The sequence below is a fragment of the Heyndrickxia sp. NPDC080065 genome, from assembly GCF_050281185.1.
GTDB lineage: Bacteria > Bacillota > Bacilli > Bacillales > Bacillaceae_C > Heyndrickxia.
The window spans coordinates 58,741-81,776 of the sequence record NZ_JBNNWS010000009.1 but is presented as its reverse complement, the minus strand read 5'-3'; the positions used below and the strand labels follow the sequence as shown (position 1 = coordinate 81,776).

The following is a 23,036-nucleotide window of genomic DNA, read 5'->3' as shown; positions in this document are numbered from 1 at the left end:
AAAGTAAATTGATACATACCAATTATGAGAGGTGGTATTTATATGTTAAGTTAGTCGTTTATAATGGTTTATTTTAATATTATCAATGATTAAATAAAAATGGAGTGATTACTGTGAAAACAGCCATTATACTAGCTGCAGGCAAAGGGAAAAAAATGTGGCCATATAATGAATATTGGCCCAAAGCGGCTTTACCAATAGCAAACCAAGGAAACATTGTCCATTTAGTAAATCATCTTAAGAGTTTATCCTTTGAACGAATTATTGTTACCACAAGTTATTTGGGACGTAGGATCAAATCCCTTCTTTGCGAGATTAAAGGTATTGAAATAATTGAAATTTCAACTACAGAAGGGACCGCAGACTCTTTAGAAAAGGTTGTGCATGACCTTCAGGATGACAAACTTTTTATTTTTTATGGGGACCTATTTATAACCCGAGAACGTTTAAGTAGTTTTATTAATGCTTATCAAGTTCAATCAGACACTTTGGATGCCCTTATCTTATCAAAGCCAATAGAAAACGAGCACGCTCAGGATTGGTTTGGAATCGCTATTGGAGAGGATCGTCGTATAGAAAATATTTTTGGACATCCTCGTCCACATTATGTACAGGAAAGAGTAATGGGGGCTTTTGCTTTAAATACTAATGTACTTAAGAGAATGCTGAACTATAATCCAGGCTTCATGAAAAGTGTACCTACTGGAGTTATGCCACAGCAGGAAGTTGAGTTAGAGCAAAGCTTACAATGGTTGATTGAAGAAGGATACAATGTTTCATCTTATCCGATAACAAACGGAGTCATTGATATAGATAAACCATGGCACCTTATGCAGGCAAATCATCTAGCTATATCCGAAATGACAAAAGTACTTGATAAAAATGAAATACATGAGACGTGTAAAATTCATTCAACAGCAGATATCCAAGGATATGTAAGTCTTGGTAAACATGTGAAAATAGGTAAATATGTAACAATTAAAGGAAATGCCATAATTGGTGACTATACCACACTAGATAACGGCGTCGTGATCGAAGGAAATGTAGTAATTGGTTCCCATTGTCGGATAGAAAATTTTTGTCGCATTGGACCAGACAGCGTAATTGGACATAAAAATCGGATTGGACATTGTGCAGAATTTAAAGGTATTACTTTTGATAACGTCAGTTTTATTCATTTTGGTGAAGTTTTCGGAATTATTGGGGAATCAACAGATATAGCTGCGGGAGTCACTGTTGGCATTACTCGTTTTGACGACCAGCTTCAAACTCAAATTGTTAACAGTCGTAAAGAAATTCCCGAGGAATTCGGAAATGCAGTTTACTTTGGAGATTTTACACGCACAGGTATTTTAAGCTTATATATGCCTGGGATTAAAGTAGGCAGTAATTGCATCATTGGATCTGGAGTTGCAGTAGAAAAAGATGTACCTTCAAAGACTTTACTATATGCCGAGCAAACCATAATTGAAAAAAACTGGGGTCCTCATCGTTATGGATGGTAAATTTAAATAAAAGTTTCACGGTCAGATACGAAACTGCCAAAAGAGTTTAATAGGTTTTAATGAATAAATTTATATATCTTTATTTAAGGAGGAAACGAACAATGACATCATTATTTACCGATTACTGCAAGTTTTTTAATAATATTCTGTTCGAAGTTCAAGAAACGCAAGAACAAGCAATTATTGAGGGGGCAAGCCTTATATCTGCGGCAATTATGAATGGAGGAAGATTTTATGTCTTTGGTTCAGGGCACTCTCATATGATTGCAGAAGAAATCTATAATCGTGCAGGCGGGCTAGCATTCGTTACAGCGATTTTACCTCCTGAACTAATGCTACATGAACGTCCAAATAAAAGTACTTACCTTGAGAGAGTCGAAGGGCTAAGTAAGTCATATCTAAATTTGCACCAAGTAACCAACAAGGATGTAATTATGATTGTTTCAAATTCAGGGAGAAATATCGTTCCAGTAGAGATGGCCATAGAGTCCCGTAATATTGGCACAAAGATCATTTCCATGACAAGCATGAAACATTCGAAAGATGTTACCTCAAGACATAAGAGTGGAAAAAAATTATATGAACTTGCTGATGTTGTACTCGATAATGGTGCTGTCATTGGCGACGCAGGATTCCGTATTCTAGATACTGATATTTATTCTGGAGCAACATCTGATGCAATTGGATGTTTTCTAGCCCAAGCACTCATTGTTGAAACCCTGCAGCAATTAGTGAAAAAAGGTTTTGAACCTCCAGTTTTTAAAAGCTCGAATGTAGATGGGGCAGATCAATTTAACGATGAGCTTTTTGATAAATATGTGAAGTGGTAGTTAGTTTTTCGATTTTTACCTGTAAATAGTCTTGGTTTTTAACTTTATCCCTGTGTAGTCCTATCTAATCTATCGATAGTGGGTACATCTTGATGATAGTTAACCACGTAGAAGGTCTAGAATGAACGTTTTAAAATCATCAAAGACCAGAGAGGAGAATTATCATGTTTTGAGTTGTGCACTTTGAAATCTTCTTACTCTCAGCTTTTTTACTCAACCAAACACCTTAAATAAATAGGATTACTTTTTTGATTCCTTTAGGAATGTTATTAATCAATTTTTGCATTTCCATTGCCAATAATCTTGAAAAAATAAAAGAGCACTGTATTATTTTTCAGTGCTCTTCTACATGGGTTTATAATTTTTAATTCAATTGAAGTATAATATTGTATAAAGTATATTGAAGCATATCATTGCCAATTCGGAAAAATTATGATTCAAGTCACAAAAAAAGATGCAACATTAGTAAAAAGGAGCACACATGTAAAAAATTCTGCAGTTGCTGTCAATTTAACAAATCTTACATTAACCAACTGACATTTGTAATATTCACTCCACTTTACTAACCGTTTCATCATAAATCATTTGAAGCTTTTCTAAAATATTTTGCAAGTCTTTGTTGTTATATAAAGCATTGAAAGCATTCAATAGTCCTGATTCTTTTAACCCTCCAATTGATATTGTTTCAGAGTGAATACGATTAAATTTAGCTTCGAGTGTAAGTCCTTTTTTGCTAAATTTAATGCCCTTTTCTTTAATATTTTCCATTAACAGGACGCGTTTATCTGCTTCAATCGGACCAATTTCTAACGTAAAGTACAGTGAATCTGGGTTTAATTTCATCCAAAATAAAAATGGCCCATTATCCCACCACCAATTTTCTCTTGTTTCTCCTAATTTCTCTTTGAACGCATCAAACAAAGGAATTTTAAAGGATAGATTTTGTGAAGTTACACGATAATGATTTTCAGGGATTTCTTTAGATTCCATCCACTTTCTAAATGCATTTTGAATTTGTATTTTTGTTTCATTTAAAGTGGAAATTTCCACAGGTTTAGTTAGTTCTTCTTTTACCGGATTCTCATTATTTAATATTGCAGCTACTTGTTTCCGCAATAAAACAAATTCCGAACTATTATATAAATCTAGCATTGCTTGTGTAAGCTCGCTTATATCATCCCATTTATTGATATCGATCTTTTTAGAGAAGAATCTCGTACGACGTGCTTTTTCTATTTTTGATGTTTCTTTAAACGACAACCCGATTTTTTCTAATTGTTCAAGCAGCCAAAGACGGGCTGTATATTCTATTGGCCCCACTTCAGCAATCAGACATAAACGATTATCATTTGTCTGTTCAAACCAAACAATTAATCCTTTTCCTAACCAATAGCTTGGTTCCCGTAATTGTATGTGACTTATAGGATTCCATTCAGGTGGGAATAAATTCGGAATCGTTGGATGTGCATTATAAAGGACCTCTTCCTCAAACTGTTGTTGAACGAATTGTTCAAAACTATACGATAAGATGTTTTGCCCATGTTTGAAAATATAATTGATTGTATTTCGATACTTCATTATGAATTCAAATTGATACCCTGATTCAAATTGCAATTGTTTATTAAGCATTGACGTTTCTTCGAATAGTGTATCAATTGTCGCTTTATGATTGCGGTATATATCTATTGCTTGCACTATTTGATCTTGATTTGGATAAAACTTTTCCTTTAATATTTGGTCGTAATCTTCAATAAATTTATAAACATTATCACTTAATTGATCCTGATATAACATAAGAATGGTATGTAAAATTGATTCGATACGCTCATAAGTAAGGATAAAGTATTGTTGATTAGAAGGTTCTTCTCCATTCAGAGTTAAGTAAATTGGGATTATTGTAAAATCCCCAAACATTTGTTGGATAAAATATAAATAATCATCCAATTGATTTTTCGATTCAGTGGAATAAAATTTATTTTCAATTAGAAGGATGAATTTCAACTGTTGATTCACAATAACTAAATCGATAAATCGGTTCTTATCTGTTTTAACCTCACGATATATGTGGCTATCCATTAAAGAGTGGTTAAGAATTTCACCAACTGTTTCATATTGTGGATTACTGCTGTTTTCATCTATTAATATGAGATGTTCAATCATTTTACGAATAAAATAGTCACGTAAACTATGATTTTCTTTCGGATTTAACAACCACGCTAAAATATTCGAATGACGGATTTCATGGTTTTCTAATTTTAAGATTTTTAATGTATTAAACGAATTCACTTGCTGATTGAGCTGTTGGAAAGTCGTATCATTTTCTAGCTCAAATAAATCTCGAATCTCCATCTACGTTCACTCCGATTGTTTAGTAATCAATTATAATGATCATATCATCTCTAATTTTACCAAAAAAATTAACCCTTAAGGACAGTTGGTGTTATCTTCAGTCCGTAATGGATTACTGAAAAATGATATGATACATCTAGAATAATTACTAACATTATTTTCTCATTCTCATAAATATCTAGGATGAAAGACTGATATAGATCTGTTAAACAAAATCATGAAACATTAAGACTTTGATATTCGTCATTAAATAATGACAATTGAAATTCGGAAAGGAATATTATTTTTGAAAAAGAGAAATAGAAATTTTTTGTTAATCATTTGCTTCGTAATCATCGGAGTCCTCTATATACAATATTTACAATCAAATAAACCCTCGAATAAAAATCATTCAATTACTATACCAACTGAGCTCAATCCGATTGTAAAGGAACGAACAAATCAATTAATCCAGCAAGCTGCTAAAAAAGGAATAACGGTCGTTATTACGGATGGTTTCCGAAGTGCGAAAGATCAAGATCAACTTTATCAAAAAGGCAGGACAGTTAGTGGAAATATTGTAACGAATGCAAAAGGAGGCGAATCTTATCATAATTATGGGCTTGCCGTTGATTTTGCGTTAAAAACCCCTTCGGGAAAAATTATTTGGGATATGAAATATGACGGGAATAAGAATAGCAAACCAGATTGGTACGAAGTTGTGGATTTAGCAAAAAAACTAGGGTTTACTTGGGGTGGTGATTGGCCTAAATTTAAAGACTACCCTCACTTGCAAATGGATTTTGGTTTGAGCATTGCAGATTTACAAAATGGTGTAAAACCTGATGCATCATCTTTAACAGTTGATTCAAATTAGGTGGAAAAATTTTCGCAAAATCGTTATCTGTATTTTTTATATGCTTACTACTCCGTAAGATTTGATGCCATTATTATGTGGTGGATATATAATGAACTGAATAAAAATGGAAATTCTGCAGCTTGATTTTACCTTCATAAAAAAGATTAAACTTTTTTATGAAGGCCACCAAGCAAAAGCGCGGCAGAAAATCTGTGTCTATTTTCTGGACGTAGTATCAATATTTTTAGCAATAGGCATATATTTTTAAGTTTATTTAACTTATATATGAAAAAAAATATTAGCCGATTATATATTAATTAAGCTTTAACATAAAAATCTCTTTTACTTATGGTACGGTTCACCGTAACGCATCTAAATGAGGTTTTTATCTAATTTATCTGTAATAGGAACAATAAAAAGGAGAGAAGGAATTTATACAATTCTAATCTCTCCCTTATTATGTCTTTAATGATAATCCCCTGTTTTTACGTTAACAGTAACAACATAAATTTCTATCTTACCTTAGCTAAGCTTTTGGTATTTTTCTAATGTTTCAGGAAGGAAAGGAGATGCTTCCTATTTCATTTTCACCTGTAACAAAACAGATTCACCACGAGTTACTGCTATTTCTTCTGTTTTTGTTAAAGAGACAACTGCTTCAAAGTTTGTGATCACAACAGGCGAAATGATACTTTCGGCTTTTTCCTTGACCAGATTCAAGTCGAAGGTAACAAGTTTGTCACCTGCTTTTACCTGATCACCTTGTACTACATGGCCATTGAAGCCTTCCCCTTCCATGGCAACGGTTTCCATACCGACATGTATCAAAATTTCTAAGCCATCTTTACCACGAATTCCAACAGCATGTTTTGTTGGGAAAATTTGTACGACTTCTCCGTCCATCGGAGCGACAACTACTCCTTCAGCAGGCTCAATCGCGATTCCATCTCCAATCATTTTCTGACTAAACACCTGATCGGGAACATCTTCAATTTTGACCACTTTTCCAGTGATCGGAGACACGATGGTCATCGTTGTCTCTTTTTTTCCAAACAGCTTCTTAAACATTCCGCTCTCCTCCAATTGGTTTGGCATCCGTAGTAAAAGGCGAAAAAGCTCTTCACTTTTTTCGCCTTTACTTTCAATCATCTGTAATTAGTTTAATTCTGGCCAGTACCCTTTATTAGCTTCAATTAAATCGTCCAAAATTTCTTTTGCTACTTTTGCACTTGGTACTGTTTTTGAGAGTGTTAAAGCCTGCCATAATTTTTGATAGCTACCCTCGATATAGGCTTGTACGACTAATTTTTCAACCGTTACCTGCTGGTACATTAACGCTCTTTGGAATTCAGGAATCTTTCCTTGACTTAATGGCTCTGGACCGTCGCTTCCGACAATACATGGTACTTCTATCATGGCATCGTCATCAAAATTGGCAATAGTGCCATTGTTTTCGACAATCAACAACATTCTTTCGTGCGTGTTAAAGGCAATTGCACAGGCAAGGTCAACGACAAAAGTTGCGTGAGCCCCCATTTCAAATTCACAGCCTTCTGCTGTTCCTCTTTCAATGATGGTTCTAGCTGTTGAAAAAACCGTCTTTTCTCTGCCATCGATAACTTCATTGGCCCTTGTGTATTCTGGATTCGAATGTTCTACCACATAATCAGGGTAGAGGTAATATTTTAAATAGGTGTTTGGCAGGAATCTTGGATCAACTGCTAACAAGTCTTTTGCTTTTTTATGTGTATCCTGCCAGCTTGCATCTGTATGCTGGGTATCCACTTCTTTTTGAGTAAGATAACCATGCTCTGCCACATAGTCGCGAATTTGAGGCAGATATTCATTGCCTTCTTTATCTTTAACGCTTGTCCACCAGCCAAAGTGGTTTAACCCAAAATAACGCACTTCTAAATCTTGTGGCTCTTTGTCGATGATATGCGAAATTCTGCGTAGCGTTCCTACTGGCATATCACAGATATTCAATACCTTTGAATTTGGGCGAAGAACCCGGCAAGCTTCCGCAACAATCGCTGCAGGATTGGAATAGTTTAACATCCAACAGTCCGGTGAGTATTTTTCTATTAAATCAATCATCTCGATCATATCACCGATGCTTCTCATCCCATAGGCAATTCCGCCAGGTCCGCATGTTTCCTGGCCTACGACACCATGTTTTAAAGGGATTTTTTCATCTTTTTCGCGCATTTCATACTTTCCAGTACGGATATGGGCAAAACAGAAGTCTACATCTGTGAACGCTTCTTCCGGATCGGTTGTAAAACAGTACTCTATTTCCGGCGCTTTTTCTTTTAGGACAATATCAATTGCCTCTCCCAATACCGCTTGTCTTTCGTCATCATTATCATATAATTTTAATTTTCGAAGCGGGAAACGATCGAGATTATCCAATAACATCATGACAATCCCCGGTGTATAGGTACTTCCTCCGCCTGCAATAACGACTGAGAATTTTTTCATGCTCTCCATTCCCTTCTTATAATCTTTAGTTTCTTTGTTGTGCATTTATTCGTCTGTTCTTAACCCTAGGTAGCCTTCGACAACTTTTCGAATATTCGTCACCTGTAAGCCATAGACAACCTGAACATTTTTATCTTTAATAACAACTCCGCTCGCACCGGTTTGCTTTATCAACACTTCTTCGTCAACCTTTTCCGGGTGCTCAATTGTTAATCGAAGTCTTGTATAACAATTTGTTACCGTATTAATATTGTTTGCTCCGCCCAATGCATTTACGATTACAGGGGCAATTCCTTGATCGACTTGCGGCTCGGGAGTACCAACAATTCCTTTACCTTTCTTTTCATATTCTTTCTTCGAATATAATTTGGTCTCTTCGTCTTCATCTTCTCTTCCGATTGTTTTAAAGTTAAACTTCACGATGAGGAAGCGGAAAACCATATAGTAAGCAGCAAAGGATAGTAATCCTACTAAGATATACATTGGCCAATGTGTTTTTTCAATTCCAAGCGGAACATTGAACAATAGAAAATCAATCATTCCATTCGGGCCAATGGCTCGGACATCCAATAGATGATACGCTACCATACCTAAACCACTTAAAGCAGCGTGAGCTACAAATAACAATGGTGCGATAAACAGGAATGAAAATTCAATTGGTTCTGTAACACCTGCAATAAATGATGTAACTGCGGCCGGTATTAAAATGGCTTTTACCTTGCCTTTGTTTTCAGGCTTTGCCGTGTGGTACATGGCCAAACATGCACCAATTAAACCAAACATTTTTGGAATTCCTCGGGCATCCCAGATCACGCTTGCGGAAAGCTCTTTTACAGTTGGATCGGTAATTTCCGCATAGTAAATATTTCTTGCCCCTTCGTATACTTGCCCGCCAATCTCTGCAACACCACCCAATGATGTATATAGAAACGGCGTATAGATTAAATGGTGTAGCCCAGTTGGTATTAATAAACGTTCCAATGCCCCGTATAAGAAAATTCCGAAGCTTCCGCTATGTTGGATTAGAGTTCCAAGACTGTTAATTCCAGATTGGAAAAATGGCCAAATAAACGTAAGCGCAACGGATAATAACACAACAACTGGAATAAGTACGATAAAGACAAATCGTGATCCGCCGTAGATTTGAAACGCGCCTTTAAATTCTTTATCAATAAATTTGTTATGGACAATAGCGGTTACAATCCCAAGAATGAGTCCCAGGAACACGCCCATATCAAGAATTTGCACACCCAAGACCATCGTTTGTCCGGTTCCCTGCAAGGATTCTCCTTCATAAAGAATCCCGCTGAGCTGCATAAATTTATTCATGGCATTTACAAATACCAAATAGCCTAATAAAGCGGTAAATCCAGCGATCGCTTTTTCTTTATTCGCCAAACCGACTGCTATACCGACACAAAAAATGAGTCCCAAGTTGACGAGAATCGAAACCAATGATCCAGTCAAGATTGTCCCAAATCCGGTGGTAATCGGATTATCTAAAAATGGAAAGACTTCCATTAACTTTGGATTGGTAAATAAATTTCCAAATGCAATTAAAATACCCTCAATCGGCAAAATAAGTATTGGAATGAACATCGCTTTTGAAAAGCGCTGCATGGCCTCCATGAGCTTCGTTTTCATTTTGCCTTCCCCCTTCCTGTATTCGTATTCGTTTTTGTCGACAGGTTTAGAATACACTGTAACCGTTTTATAGTCGATAGATTCAACAAGATAAAAAACGTGTTTCACACTTTGAAACACGTTTCACTCGTTCCTATTATTTTTAGTTATTAACGTTTCTACATAATACTTGACGATAAATTCAAACATCAGCATTAGGCCAGGAAAAAAGCTGTTCGACAGCATGTTTCGGTCGTCCAGTTTATTATGGTCGATGATTTTAAAATTTATATCGGAAAGCCCCGCGATCCGATTTTCTGTTTCTTTCGTGAACGACACCGTAAAAATGTGATGCTCTTTGGCTGCATGTAATTTATCGATGATAAGCTGTGTTTCGCCTGATTTTGAGATAACGACTAAGGCACCGATATCTTCCAGATTATTTTCGAATACGCCTATAGAATCCGTTCCACTCGCAAATATCGTTTTTCTACCTAATACCAATAATTTTTTATACAAGTACTCAGCTGCAATAGCTGAAAAGCCAGTAGCATAAATGAAAATATAACTTTGACGGAGATTTAGTACATTATGTATAAATGTTTGAACATCTTTCACCGAATTATGGTTCAACAAATCCTTCTCACTAATCTCCAAGAGATCTTCGATCACGCCACTTTGGGGTAAATCCGCTTTTTTGACGAGAGGCAGGAGCTGATAATACATATCAACAAATCCGGCATAGCCTAATTTTTTTGACAGGCGAATCACCGTCGCAGGTGAGGTAAAATTTTCCTTCGCTATCTTACGGACCCCCTCTTGCAAAACAGTGTCTATGTTAGTAATTATATATTGTACAATTCGGACTTCTAATTCTGTCAGATTCTTCCCTTGAATAATTTTGCTGATATCAATCATATTTTCATCACTCTCACTTTGCTATGGGGGCGGTTCTGGTGATATTAATTTTACATCAATTATGAAATATTCTATAATAAAAACCTCATTTACTTATGGTACGGTTCACCACTATTAATCCTAAACATAAGTACTTAGTATAATAATGTTTATTTTGTAAAGATTTTCCCATAATCTCACTCGAAAACTTAACAAAAACATATTCAAAACAAAAAACAGAGACCTATTAGATCTCTGCCTCCTCATTTAAAACTATTTTCGCAACAGCCTCACAATGTGTAGTCTGCGGAAACATATCCACCGGCTGTACTTCAACCGTCCGATATCCCCCATCTTCCAATATCCGTAAATCCCTTGCCAATGTCGCTGGATTACAAGACACATACACAACCTTCTTCGGTTTCATCTCAATAATCGTTTGCAATAGTTTCTCATCACAACCTTTTCGTGGTGGATCTACAACTAAAACATCTGCAACGATTCCATCTTCATACCATTTAGGAATAACAGTTTCAGCTTCCCCTACGGCAAATTCTACGTTGGTAATTCCGTTTAGTTCGGCGTTTCGTTTTGCATCTTCAATAGCTTCTGGAACGATTTCAACTCCGTACACCTTTTTGGCTTTTTCAGTGAGGAATAGGGAGATCGTACCGATGCCGCAGTAAGCGTCAATTACGGTTTCGTTTCCGGTTAGGTTTGCGTATTTTAAGGCTTGGTCATAGAGAACCTTCGTTTGTTCTGGATTGACCTGATAAAAAGAACGGGCGGAGATGGCGAATTTGATGTTGCCGATGTAGTCGTAAATGACTTCTTCTCCCCAGAGTACCTTTGTTTCGTCGCCGAAAATTACGTTTGTACGTTTGCTATTAATGTTTTGAACGATTGATTTTACGTTTGGAATTTTGGCTGTTATTTCTTCTATAATTGCTTTATTATTTGGTAGGTCTGCTGTTCGTGTGATCAGGACGACCATGATTTCGTTTGTTTTCATTCCGTAACGGGCCATGATGTGACGTAGTGTTCCTTTATGGGTTTGTTCATGATAAGCACGGACGCCGTATTTTTCGCAGATTTGTTTTACGGTTTGAACGACTGCATCATTTTTTTCCTGTTGGATGAGACAGGCTTCCATGTCGATAATTTCGTGGCTTCGATTTTGATAGAATCCAGCGATTAAGCCGCTTTCTCTTTCACCTACAGGAACCTGAGCTTTGTTGCGGTATCTCCATGGGTCTTCCATTCCGAGAACTGGATGAACAAGGACATTTTCAAGCTTGCCGATTCGTTGCAGGACATCCTCGACCTGTTTTCGTTTCGCTTTTAATTGGCCTGCATAGCTTAAATGCTGAAGTTGGCAGCCACCGCATTCCTTATAGATCGGACATTCAGGTTCAACACGATCCGGGCTTGCCTCATACAGCTCGATTAAACGGCCAAAACCATAGCCTTTATTCACCTTAATCACTTTAATCTTTGCTTTTTCACCTGGCAGACCGTCTGGAACGAAGATTGGATAGCCTTCGACCTTGGCCACCCCATTCCCATCGTGGGTCAAATCGACAAACGTGACATCTATATAATCATTTTTTTGGACTGGTAGCTGAATTTTCATGAGTTTCTTCCTTTACTAACCGATTTTATGCTGAAACGATTGTATCATACTATAGTTTTCTTTGCGAAAAACATATGAGGAAAATTCTCTTAATCAAACGTTTGTTTAAAAAATAAAAGGACCCCAATTGGTCCTGAAAGAGTAATATTCAACGATATTAAAACCGGTACCCCATATCATAATCTGCACACCCATCTTGAATGGCTTTTGAATCATCTGGATTGTCATAATAAGAAAATATATATTTCCAATGAGAGGTTCCTGAGTATACTTGATACATTCCTGCGGCGATCCGCAACACCCTGCAGTTAAATCCAGCTGCTTTTCCCATATATCCAAAATGATGATTTCCGATATATTCCCCTGTTTCCATCGTCCCTTTAAATGTATAGAGGGTGACATCTCCAATCGTTTGTTTTAAATCCCAAATTCCATTTGTTCTTGTAAGCACGTAGAAGATGCCTAATCGATAAGTATTGGCAAAGGGGGCTCCTTTCGTCTTCAAATAAAAATCATAGTTTCCCTTAATATATATGGCAGTGGGTAAATTAATTTGGTATGTTTTGTCAATCATGTACGTCGTTGATTGGGAGGGATGTTGTTCCATTAGTATTTCTGCTACTCTCAACTTTTCTTTCGTTTCTCGTTCAATCCATTCAACTTGCTCTGTAATGATTTTTTCTAATTCCTCTTTATCTTTTTTCGTTAACGATTTCGTCGAACCTAAAAGAGCGGAAATTAAGTAGCAAACAAGAGGAACATAATTGATAAAGACCAGATGGTGTGCAATTGGTAAACTCAATACGACAGCCAAATACATTAAATATGTTTTATAAAATAATGCCGATATGATGGCAATTGAACTTGGGATAAAAAGATAAAGTGTATATTCTAAATCATTTTTTGAAAGGAAAGGAAAATGATCCTTCCATAAATAATAGCCGATCAAGGAACCACTGATTCCAATGACCATACTAATATATTTTCTGGGGTGTTTTGTTGGGTAATAACGAAAAAGGAATATTAAGCGATTCAGTTTCACATGATCACCTCTTTACAGCCTATGCAAAAAGATATCCAGTAGGTGCATGAGCTAATTAATTTACTGCAACATGTGATAAAAGCCGTTTCTTAAAAATTTTTTCTCCATAAAAATATAGCAATCTAGACGAGGGGGGAGAGAATTGGAACCTATTCATACAGATTCCTCCAGAACGATTTTTATGAATGAAAGGAAAGGGTATTTATTAGCTAAAAGATGGATGGATATTATTGGCGCATTCATGGGGTTCGTTCTTTTTTTATTATTATTTATAATTATTCCTTGTTTAATAAAGTTGGAGAATCCGAGAGAGCCGATCTTTTTTAAGCAAATACGTATCGGGAAAAACGGAAAACCATTTTATATGTATAAATTTCGCTCAATGGTGCCGGATGCGGAAGAAAAATTAAAGCAGTTGCTTCAGTATAATGAGGTTTCTGGGGCGATGTTCAAAATGAAAAACGATCCGCGATTGACTAAGGTCGGAAGATTCATTCGTAAAATGAGTATCGATGAACTGCCCCAAATTTGTAATATCATCAAAGGAGATATGAGTCTTGTTGGTCCAAGACCCCCATTGCCACATGAAGTTCAAAATTACAGTCCTTATGATAAACAACGGCTGCTTGTCACTCCTGGTTGTACAGGGTTATGGCAGATCAGTGGCAGGAATCAGGTAAGCTTTGAAGAAATGGTTGAGTTGGATTTGATGTATATTCAGAACCGCTCTATTTTAAATGATATAAAAATTATTTTAAAAACCTTTTTATTGTTATTTCGTCCTAAGGGGGCGTATTAAAAAACATATAGGGCATGTGGTCAGCTGGACCGTATGCCCCTTCTATTACACTAGCTTTTTTTCATAGCACATACATTCATGGACCATTTTAAACTGGTGACTTTCCCATAATCTTGCCAATCAAAAAATCGATTTATCTAAGATAAACTGTTTCTTCCATTAGAACCCAAAAATTCTATATTTCTAAAAAATGATTGTTTCTGGAATCTTCTATTTGGTCTACTTTTTGATTTAACCTTTCCTCAGCTTCCCAACCTTTTATGGAATTAATTGCAGCAGTAGCTCTTCTCGCTACAGGCGCAATGGTATTTTTTAACTCAGGCTTCACCATTTCTTCATATACAGCTATCTGTTTTTGGAATACATTTGCAGAATCATGATAGAATTTTAAATCCATAATATCCGCTCGCCAAGATAATAATGCATGAACCAATTCATTTCGAATTTCAGAATACTCTTCCGAATTGTATAAATCATTTCTTTCTAAAGGGTCATTTTTTCGATCAAATAGTCTCCCCTTCCCTTCATCAAAGTAATATTCTAACTTCCAACTGGCTGTTGCTAATGCCGCTGATTTAAAGAGAGTTGCAACAGCACATCGACGTGGTGAAGGTTTCCCTTGTTTTAATGGGGTAAATAAATCTAGCCCCTGCATCGTATCACTCTGAATTCCTGCTGCTCCCAATATTGTCGGCGCAATATCATTCCATATGGCAAATTGTTCACGCTTTCCTGAAGGCAACGTTCCTGGCATACTCATAATAAACGGAACTCTCCAGGAAGCATCATAATAATTATGCTTATCATTAAAGCCGTGATCATATAATTGAATACCATGATCAGAAGTAAAGATAACTAGAGTATTCTCTCGCAATCCTGATTTATCTAAAAAACGTAATAGTTTTCCTACTTGCTCATCGCAATAAGCCGCTAATCCATAATACAATTTACGAAGCTGATTCACTTTATCTAAAATTCCTTTGTGCAAAATTGCACCATGAGATTCATATAGATCCTGGATCTTAACTTCTTGTGACAAAGGTTGTCCTGGATCATAATCTGAAAAACCTAGTAATGCTTTTATTTGTTCAGGAAGAACAGCAATCTCCCCTTCAGAATAATTTAGTTCGGGCAGTTCCACATCCTCATATAATTCAGCCCATTTTCCAGGTGGATCAATTGGCTCATGCGGACTAATCATTGAACAAAACGCAAAGAATGGTTTTTCGTTTTCCAATTGGTATTTTTCTATTTCTTCAATAGTCTTATCTACAATAAAGGATTCGATAAATAGTTCCTCCGGGATCGGATTGGGATACTCACTTACACGATTATAGCCATGTATTTGTATATACTCACCGTAACAATCCATCGCATTGCTAAACTTCTCACCAACTAGATGCTGAACATCAAAAGTATCTGGTATACGGCCGAAATGGGTTTTTCCAACCATTATATTATGGTAACCTTTTTCCTTTAAACGGTCTGGAAGGGTTGGAAAATGTTCATATCTTTGGAATCCATTTTCTACACATCCGTGAATTGGTGTATGTAAGCCCGTTAATAAGCTGCATCTAGCAGGTGAGCAAACTGGAGAAGAAGTGTGACCTTGTTCAAATAAAATCCCTTCATGTGCTAATCTGTCTAAATTCGGTGAAATTGCAAAAGAACTCCCCATGCATGATAATGTATCCCATCTTTGGGAATCAGTTGTAATCAATAAAATATTCGGCTGTTTCATGCTTTACCCCCTAATAATTTAAAGTCTAAAAGAATGATTCGTCGACAGAGAAAAAAGTAAATATACTACTCTTAGCGCTTATCAGTTATCTTTTGAAGCATTTTATTAGCTGTATTCGCACGATCATCTTTGACAACCGGTTCAATTAAATATTCCTTTGATCAATTTCTTCCCTTATTTCAATTAACTTCTTTTTAGAAAGTTTGTATGGGAACATAACGAAGATTCCTAGTGTAAATATAATAGCTGGAACCCATGAATTTAGGGCAAGTATACCTTCTAGTGAAAAAGTAGTTTGCTCTTTATGTGGGACATAACCTATAAACGTTAATAAGATTCCCAACAACCATCCTCCAATTGCCATTCCTGTTTTTTGGAAAAACACGGATATTGCAAAAGTCAGTCCTTGAACACGTATTTTTGTTTTCCATTCACCAAAATCTACACAATCTGCGATCATAGAAAATATTAAAATTCCGACAAGTCCGGATCCCACTCCGGCTAAAAAACGCGATGCCAAGATTAAGAAAACACTTTCGTATGGTGTAAAATATAAAAATAATGAACCCAAAGCTGACATCAGGTAACCAGTTAAAAGGAATGTTTTCTTCTCAAACTTTTTTGTGAATAAAGATACGACCGGAACAGCTACTAAAGGTGAAAACGTTCCTATCAACATATACAAACTAATTAATTCAGTCTTTCCGACGTTATATGTCATATAATAGATTCCCGCTGGGCCCATTATAGCACTTGTTATTGAAGTAATTAAAAATGAAACAACAACCGATAGAAGCTGATTATTTTTTACAATCGCTGTAAAAAGCTGTCGATTCTTTAATTTATCTTCGCTCTTTTTTACAACCACCCCAACATTTGCATAAGGTTTCGTGGTTTTAAAGGCAATATATATTCCAATTGCAGCGATAATGGAGTAAATGATTGCTGTATAAAAAAATCCTGATTTTGGGTCAGAAAACATATGAACTAAAGGCAGAGTTAAAGATGTTGCAACTATAGATGAAATTTTGTTAACTACTGATTTAGTTGAAAGTAAATGAGTCCTTATATCCGGGTCAAAGGTCATTGATCCTGCCATCGACAAATATGGAATATTACCAAATGAATAAGCAAGATCAAATAGGATATAAGTTGCACCTGCATAAATAACAAGGGACATGCCATTCCCCAAAAAATCTGGGACTGTAAACATTAAGACTCCTGTTAAAGCAAAAGGAATTATACACCATAACATAAAAGGTCTGTATTTTCCGTGTTTTGAAGTCGTTCTATCTGCAATTGTACCGACAATCGGACCGAAGCATGCATCTATCAAACGCGCAATTAGAAAAATGGTACCGGCAGCTGCCGCGCTTATTCCCATTATATCAGTATAGAAATACATCAAATAAGTTGTCACAGTCATAAACATGAGCATAAACCCAAAAGCCCCAAATGAATATCCAACCATGTCTTTGAATGGAATATCCCGCTGATTATTCTCCACTTTATTTTTTTCTCCCACTTTTAAAGTTTGCTGTTGCATGCAAACATTCCCCCATTTAGTTAACAAATAAATGGGGGAATGTTTGCATTTTTTCACCATTTTCACCAAGACAGTCCACAAATTCTAATACTTTTTGTTCGGTCACCTCCTTAATCCCTTTTTGTTGAATATGGCTTTTAAAAAATTCCTTGATTTGCTGTTTATTATGTTTAGGAGTAAGGTTAAGCAGGGCAAGAAAGGCAGTTTTACCTTTTTTATTCCACACTTCACCTAAACCTAGATTAAAATTAAAATATTCATCCCGAGTTTCTTTTTGTTTCTTTATTTCATCTGATGTAATAACCCCATTCTTCGGGATACCTACTCTTTCAAATTGCTCAATTGGGGCATCTGATTCTCTCATTAAATCGGCCATTTTCTTAATCATTCCTACTTCGATCTCAAAATCTTCAATACATTGGTTTTGCAGAGGATCGCTTTCCAGATCAAATAACAGAGTACCGTGTAAATAAGGGTTCAAAAAAGTACTTGCTCCTATTTTCATCACTCGGTTCCCTTTAGTAAACGTAAATGGTTCCGATAATTCAATGTCGGAAAGTTCATCCATGCTAAACATGTTGTGCATATGTGTTGGCATTAACGTATATTCGTATAGCGGTTTATTATCAGGATTTACAGGAGCCTTCATATATACGTATTTTCCATCTGTAATATTGATATGCCCTCCATGTGCCCCAAAAAGAGCCGCCTCTCTTATTTTCTTTTTAGATTGAATTACTTGTCCTAATGGTTTTCCCTGTACATCATCAGGAATTGTGACATTAAAGAAATCTAAAAGAGTTGGAGCTATATCTATTGTTTGAACCAATGTATCAGAGCGTTCACCTTTCACTCCATAGCGAGGATCCCATATAAAAAAGGGAACGTTCACAATTTCATTGTAAAAAGGCTGAATATTTTTTCCCCACCACTCTTTTTCACCTAACATAAAACCATGGTCAGTATTTACAATTAGTAATGTATCTTTCCATAGATCATATAAATCAAAGAGATCTATTACCTTTCCTAAATATTCATCACACATACTAACTAAGGAAGCGTATTCAAAAATAACATGCTGTACTTCCTCCGGCTGCTCAGCAACCTTCCCATAATCAGGCCAATCAAAATGTCTTCCTTCATATTGATGTGGGTAAAGGTCTTTATATTTCTTATGTGTAAAAAAAGGTTCATGTGGATCAAATGCTTCAATTTGCAAGAACCAGTTGCTTGCATCTTTATTGGTGTGTATAAATTCGATTCCTTTTTCAAATGTTAGTTTCAAAGGATGTTTTTCTTCAGAATCCATATATTGGCGATTAATCCAATCTTGTCTCCATAAATCTCCAAGTTTATTACTTGTAACACTTTCAGGAATGTTTGGATCTTTTACATGCCCTTTCCAATGATCACCTTCTTGACCTCTTACAAATTCCCAAGAATTATATCTATTATGATAAGTAGCGCCTCCATCCTCAAAATAGTGATTATGGTCGGTTGTAAGGTGCGTGTACATTCCATGTTTCTTTAGCAACTCCACCATTGAAACATCAAATGGCTCTAGGGGTCCCCAACTTCTATGCAAAAAATTGTACCTTCCGGTGTGAAGCTCTCTTCTTGCTGGGATACACGGCAGGCTTCCTGCATAGAAATTATCAAATGTAACTGTTAAATCTGAAAGTCTATTAAAATTGGGTGCATGTATCCAATCACATCCATAATTAGGAAGCATCCTTTTGTTCAGTGAATCAAACATAATCATTATCGCTTTCATATTACTCTCCTTTTAAATTTTGATAATCATCATTTCTGTATAAAGTTAACACGAAGTAATTCATAGTTTACACTGTGTTAATATCAAAGAATATACCATGCAAACGATTACAATTCAATAAAAAAATAAAAAATTCACAAATTTTAAAATAAAATGTTGGTTACTTCTTCTTTTTTAAGAAGGCTCTTTTCTGAAACATTGTTGCTTTCTGCAACAAAGTAAAAATCGGCAGTAGGATTTTTACGGTTATTTACTACTTTCATAATGAGTATGGGATGATGAAAAGAGCACGAAGCCTATTTATTTAAGGATTAGAGCTATTTACGAAAAGCAATAATCTATGCGAAAACATCCTTTAAGAAATAGATTGAAATAATAAAAAAAATGCAGAAGATTCTTCCCTTCTGCATTTTTTCTCTATATTTCATTATTTTCTTGCTTACTTATACATAAATAGCGATTGATCACGACGGTAAGTTCTATCAATAGATCTTCTGGGTCAATATTCCGCATTTTACTAATTAGATGTCCTCTAATCGCGAATCTTTGTATCATTGCCGTCATCGTATGACTAATCAATTCGGCGGTCATGTTTATATTAATATCGCTACTAAAAGAATGATCTTTCACACCTTCTTTAAGAATGTTCAACAGCAATGTATTCTCTCCTAAAAAGTTTTTATACTTTTCTTCTAGTTCATGTGTAGGATAAATCTTTTGATAATAATTATCAAAAAAACCTGTAAAGGCAATAAGATCCGCTTTTTCGCGATATACTTCTATAAAAGCCTTTAAAAATATGTTCAGTTTTTCTGTACCATTTACACCTAAATTGACCTTTTGCTGTACAAAATCATATATTTCTCTTAATGCTTTAATCTGAAAATCAAATATAATCTCATGTATGTCACTATAATACTTATACAATGTTACACGGCTAATTCCAACTTTAGCGCTAATATCTTTCATCGTCACCTGTGGCATTTCTTTTTCCAAAAAGAGCTGAAAAGCGGCATCCATTATTTCTTCTTTTCTATTATTTCGATGATGATTTATAGACTCTTCCCAAGTCATATCAGTCATTTTCATTCCTCCTTTTCATTATTGGGATTGTTCTAAATTTCTCGTAAAGGAGTTATTTAAATCAGGTTAACAAAGCATGTATTTACTTCTTCTAACCCTTTTTTGTTTATTCGCTTTCTTTGCAGTCAATAATATCTTTAACACAACGGAACCCTAAATTGCCTGATGAACTGTCTGGAGTATTTGAGGTTCTCGCTGCTAATCTATATCGGTTGCAATATGATACATGGCAAAGATACGATCCACCTCTCATTGATTTAGTCTCTCCATTTGGAGGTCCTTGAGGATTGTCAGTGGGTGCATTAATATGAAACGTTGGACTAAACCAGTCTGAACACCATTCCCAAACGTTTCCTGACATATTATAAAGACCGTATCCATTTGGATAAAAAGCATCTACAGGTGCTGTAGCTAAATATTCATCTGCAAGTGAATTTTCTATAGGAAATTTACCTTGCCATATATTGCAATAATGTTTTCCTTCGGGATTAAGATCATTCCCCCAAGGGTATTTTTTTTGAATAAGTCCTCCTCTCGCTGCATATTCCCACTCAGTTTCTGTTGGGAGTCTTTTCCCTGCCCACTTACAAAAGGCCATCGCATCATTCCATGAAATATGTACAGCAGGATGATTCATTCTGTCATCAATAAAGGAATCAGGTCCTTCAGGATGTAGCCAATAAGCCCCCTCAACCACTCTCCACCAGGGGGTTCCCACTGGAACTTGATTTACTTTTTTTGCCGTTTCCTTTGACAATAATTGATAAAATACAAAAGACCATCCATATTTTTCTGCATCTGTTTTATAATTAGTCGCTGAAACAAATTCAGAAAATAATTGATTTGTCACGGCAAATCGGTCTATTAAAAATGTTTTGACTATTACTTTCCTAATCGGTCCCTCACCATCAGCAGGGAAACCTTCTTTATCTTCGGTACCCATTAGAAATTCTCCGCCTTCAATTCGTACCATATCTTCCTCATAATCTTGCTCACTAGTAATCAACTTTGTTGAGTTACTTAGATTAACAGTTTCATGTGTCAATACAGAACGGCTTATAGAACAACAAGATTTTTTATTTGTAGAAGACAAATTTTATCCCCCTTTGCTAATATTGTTTCAATTAACTTTCAACATTTTATTAATCATAAAGCATCTTCATAGATGGATTTAATGTATAAGTACATACTTATTTTCCAGTTTACACTATGTTAACATATTCTTCTGAAGATAGTGAATAGTACAAAGAGATATTATATAAATATGGGTTAGCTGAACTCTTAAAAGGATACTAAAAATGCAATAGAATAAGCTTATGGTAATTGGCAGAAAATGCGGATTTACAACTTGAAGGAAATTTCCAATATTAAAAGCCGATAGGCGCTGTAGCTAGACACAGCAGACACTTTTTATGCCTAATATCTTTAGTAAATTTTTATACTTTCTTACCTTTGAACAAAAAAATCCATTTCCTTGTGACAAATTTAGCAACGATTCATCAGTGTTTACACAGATCTTCTTTCCCCGCTACAAAAACCAAAAAAAGCAGCATTTCCCCCAAAAAGAGAAAAATGTCTGCTTTTTTTATAGTTTATATATTACTTGACCCCAAATCATAAAGATCAAGTAGCTTTATTTACATGTTTCATTGGATCATGGTCATTTTTGTATTTGAAACATACCGCAAAAACGATTCCGAGAACGATGGTATAGGCTGCAAAAACTAACCAGATATGCTGCCAGTCTTTTACACCGTCAACCGTTAAATAATCCACTATTTTCCCACTTATCACAGCGCCTAAATAGGCACCGATTCCGTTCACCATTGTCATGAATAAGCCTTGTGCACTCCCACGAATTCGACGATCCACTTCATTCTCTACAAAAATCGATCCGGAGATATTAAAGAAGTCAAACGCTATACCATACACAATCATGGATAATAGTAATAAGATGAACCCTCCGCCGGATGGGTCTCCATAAGCGAATAAACCAAACCGCAATGTCCAGGCCGCCATACTCAATAGCATGACCGTTTTAATCCCAAATTTACGTAAGAAAAACGGTATGGCAAGAATAAAGAATACTTCTGCAAATTGTCCAATGGATAATAAAATAGCTGGATATTTAACAGCAAGGCTTTCTTTATAGTCAGGATTTAAGGCAAAATCATGCAGGAATGGGTCAGCAAATGCAAGGTTAATTTGCAGTGCAGCACCAATCAGCATAGCAAAAACAAAGAAGATGGCCATTTTCTTTTGTTTAAACAGAACAAAAGCATCCAGTCCTAAAAGGCTGACGAATGACTTGTCCTTCTTAACTTTTGATGTTGGACAATCAGGCAGTACAAAAGAAAATAACGCAAGTAAAATGGCAGCTCCTGCTGCAATGTATAGCTGGATATTGCTTAACTCAAATCCGCCAAGACTAATGGCCCACATGGCAAGTATAAAACTAATGGTTCCGTAAACACGAACAGATGGGAAGTCTTTCGTAGTATCGAGTCCTTCCTTTTCTAAACCAGAATAGGAAATGGTATAAGATAATGAAATCGTCGGCATGTAAACCATAGCGTTAACAAACATCACCCAAAACATGAGGTTTGGATTTGAAGTTTGTGCGGCTATAACTAAGCAAGTCGCCCCTAGAAAATGACAAATTCCATATAATCTATTTGCTTTTATAAAGCGGTCAGCAATAATCCCTACAATACTTGGCATAATAAGAGAAGCAAGCCCAGATGAGCCATAAACGGCTCCAACTTGTGAGCCAGAAAAATGTAATGTATTTAACATATACGACCCAAGTGTAATAAGCCAACATCCCCAAATGAAAAACTGGAGAAAAGTCATAATTTTAAGCCGTGATTTGATTGTCATTTTTTCCTCCTGCTG

17 protein-coding genes are annotated in these 23,036 nt (G+C 35.8%); 4 read left to right on the top strand and 13 right to left on the bottom strand.

What is annotated here, in order from left to right; genetic code table 11:
• Positions 1-113: 113 nt before the first annotated feature.
• Together ACQKP0_RS12400 and ACQKP0_RS12395 are read left to right on the top strand one after the other, a co-directional pair.
• Complete coding sequence (locus ACQKP0_RS12400) at positions 114-1,505, top strand: sugar phosphate nucleotidyltransferase (RefSeq protein ID WP_427406165.1); 1,392 nt, start codon at positions 114-116, stop codon at positions 1,503-1,505.
• A gap of 101 nt (positions 1,506-1,606) precedes the next feature.
• Positions 1,607-2,335 carry an SIS domain-containing protein gene (locus ACQKP0_RS12395; RefSeq protein ID WP_427406164.1) on the top strand — a complete coding sequence of 243 codons (729 nt, stop codon included), beginning with the start codon at positions 1,607-1,609 and terminating at the stop codon, positions 2,333-2,335.
• Between the two features lie 549 nt (positions 2,336-2,884).
• Here ACQKP0_RS12395 and ACQKP0_RS12390 read toward each other — a convergent pair.
• The gene (locus ACQKP0_RS12390; RefSeq protein WP_427406163.1) at positions 2,885-4,684 is read right to left on the bottom strand and encodes a PD-(D/E)XK nuclease family protein; all 1,800 of its coding nucleotides are present in this window, start codon (positions 4,682-4,684) and stop codon (positions 2,885-2,887) included.
• A 253-nt stretch (positions 4,685-4,937) separates the two neighbouring features.
• Between ACQKP0_RS12390 and ACQKP0_RS12385 the strand changes: the two genes are divergently transcribed.
• Positions 4,938-5,540, top strand: coding sequence for a M15 family metallopeptidase (locus ACQKP0_RS12385; protein ID WP_427406162.1), 603 nt, complete (start codon positions 4,938-4,940; stop codon positions 5,538-5,540).
• A gap of 558 nt (positions 5,541-6,098) precedes the next feature.
• On the opposite strand, the gene ACQKP0_RS12380 is transcribed toward ACQKP0_RS12385, so the two are convergent.
• From ACQKP0_RS12380 to ACQKP0_RS12355, 6 genes are all read right to left on the bottom strand, one after another.
• Positions 6,099-6,590: a PTS sugar transporter subunit IIA gene (locus ACQKP0_RS12380; RefSeq protein WP_427406161.1), complete on the bottom strand. Its 492-nt coding sequence runs from the start codon at positions 6,588-6,590 to the stop codon at positions 6,099-6,101.
• Between the two features lie 87 nt (positions 6,591-6,677).
• The gene (locus ACQKP0_RS12375; protein WP_427406160.1) at positions 6,678-8,003 is read right to left on the bottom strand and encodes a 6-phospho-alpha-glucosidase; all 1,326 of its coding nucleotides are present in this window, start codon (positions 8,001-8,003) and stop codon (positions 6,678-6,680) included.
• Between the two features lie 45 nt (positions 8,004-8,048).
• Entirely contained in the window at positions 8,049-9,647 is a 1,599-nt protein-coding gene (locus tag ACQKP0_RS12370; RefSeq protein WP_427406159.1) for a PTS transporter subunit EIIC, read from the bottom strand.
• Positions 9,648-9,770: 123 nt separating this feature from the next.
• Positions 9,771-10,544, bottom strand: coding sequence for a MurR/RpiR family transcriptional regulator (locus ACQKP0_RS12365; RefSeq protein ID WP_427406158.1), 774 nt, complete (start codon positions 10,542-10,544; stop codon positions 9,771-9,773).
• Between the two features lie 226 nt (positions 10,545-10,770).
• Complete coding sequence (rlmD, locus tag ACQKP0_RS12360; RefSeq protein WP_427406157.1) at positions 10,771-12,156, bottom strand: 23S rRNA (uracil(1939)-C(5))-methyltransferase RlmD; 1,386 nt, start codon at positions 12,154-12,156, stop codon at positions 10,771-10,773.
• A gap of 157 nt (positions 12,157-12,313) precedes the next feature.
• Positions 12,314-13,198, bottom strand: coding sequence for a polymorphic toxin type 44 domain-containing protein (locus ACQKP0_RS12355; RefSeq protein WP_427406156.1), 885 nt, complete (start codon positions 13,196-13,198; stop codon positions 12,314-12,316).
• A 181-nt stretch (positions 13,199-13,379) separates the two neighbouring features.
• Here ACQKP0_RS12355 and ACQKP0_RS12350 point away from each other — a divergent pair, with 181 nt between their 5' ends.
• The gene (locus ACQKP0_RS12350; protein ID WP_427406301.1) at positions 13,380-13,997 is read left to right on the top strand and encodes a sugar transferase; all 618 of its coding nucleotides are present in this window, start codon (positions 13,380-13,382) and stop codon (positions 13,995-13,997) included.
• A 175-nt stretch (positions 13,998-14,172) separates the two neighbouring features.
• On the opposite strand, the gene ACQKP0_RS12345 is transcribed toward ACQKP0_RS12350, so the two are convergent.
• The 6 genes from ACQKP0_RS12345 to ACQKP0_RS12320 form a co-directional block, all read right to left on the bottom strand.
• A complete protein-coding gene (locus tag ACQKP0_RS12345) occupies positions 14,173-15,738 on the bottom strand; it encodes a sulfatase family protein (protein WP_427406155.1) in 1,566 nt (521 codons plus the stop codon).
• A gap of 145 nt (positions 15,739-15,883) precedes the next feature.
• Positions 15,884-17,284, bottom strand: coding sequence for an MFS transporter (locus ACQKP0_RS12340; RefSeq protein WP_427406154.1), 1,401 nt, complete (start codon positions 17,282-17,284; stop codon positions 15,884-15,886).
• 16 nt (positions 17,285-17,300) lie between these two features.
• A complete protein-coding gene (locus ACQKP0_RS12335) occupies positions 17,301-19,058 on the bottom strand; it encodes a sulfatase (protein WP_427406153.1) in 1,758 nt (585 codons plus the stop codon).
• Between the two features lie 417 nt (positions 19,059-19,475).
• Positions 19,476-20,141: a TetR/AcrR family transcriptional regulator gene (locus ACQKP0_RS12330; protein WP_427406152.1), complete on the bottom strand. Its 666-nt coding sequence runs from the start codon at positions 20,139-20,141 to the stop codon at positions 19,476-19,478.
• A 106-nt stretch (positions 20,142-20,247) separates the two neighbouring features.
• On the bottom strand, positions 20,248-21,234 hold the full coding sequence (locus ACQKP0_RS12325) for a formylglycine-generating enzyme family protein (RefSeq protein ID WP_427406151.1): 987 nt from the start codon (positions 21,232-21,234) through the stop codon (positions 20,248-20,250).
• Positions 21,235-21,764: 530 nt separating this feature from the next.
• Positions 21,765-23,021 carry a nucleoside permease gene (locus ACQKP0_RS12320; RefSeq protein WP_427406150.1) on the bottom strand — a complete coding sequence of 419 codons (1,257 nt, stop codon included), beginning with the start codon at positions 23,019-23,021 and terminating at the stop codon, positions 21,765-21,767.
• Positions 23,022-23,036: the final 15 nt, after the last annotated feature.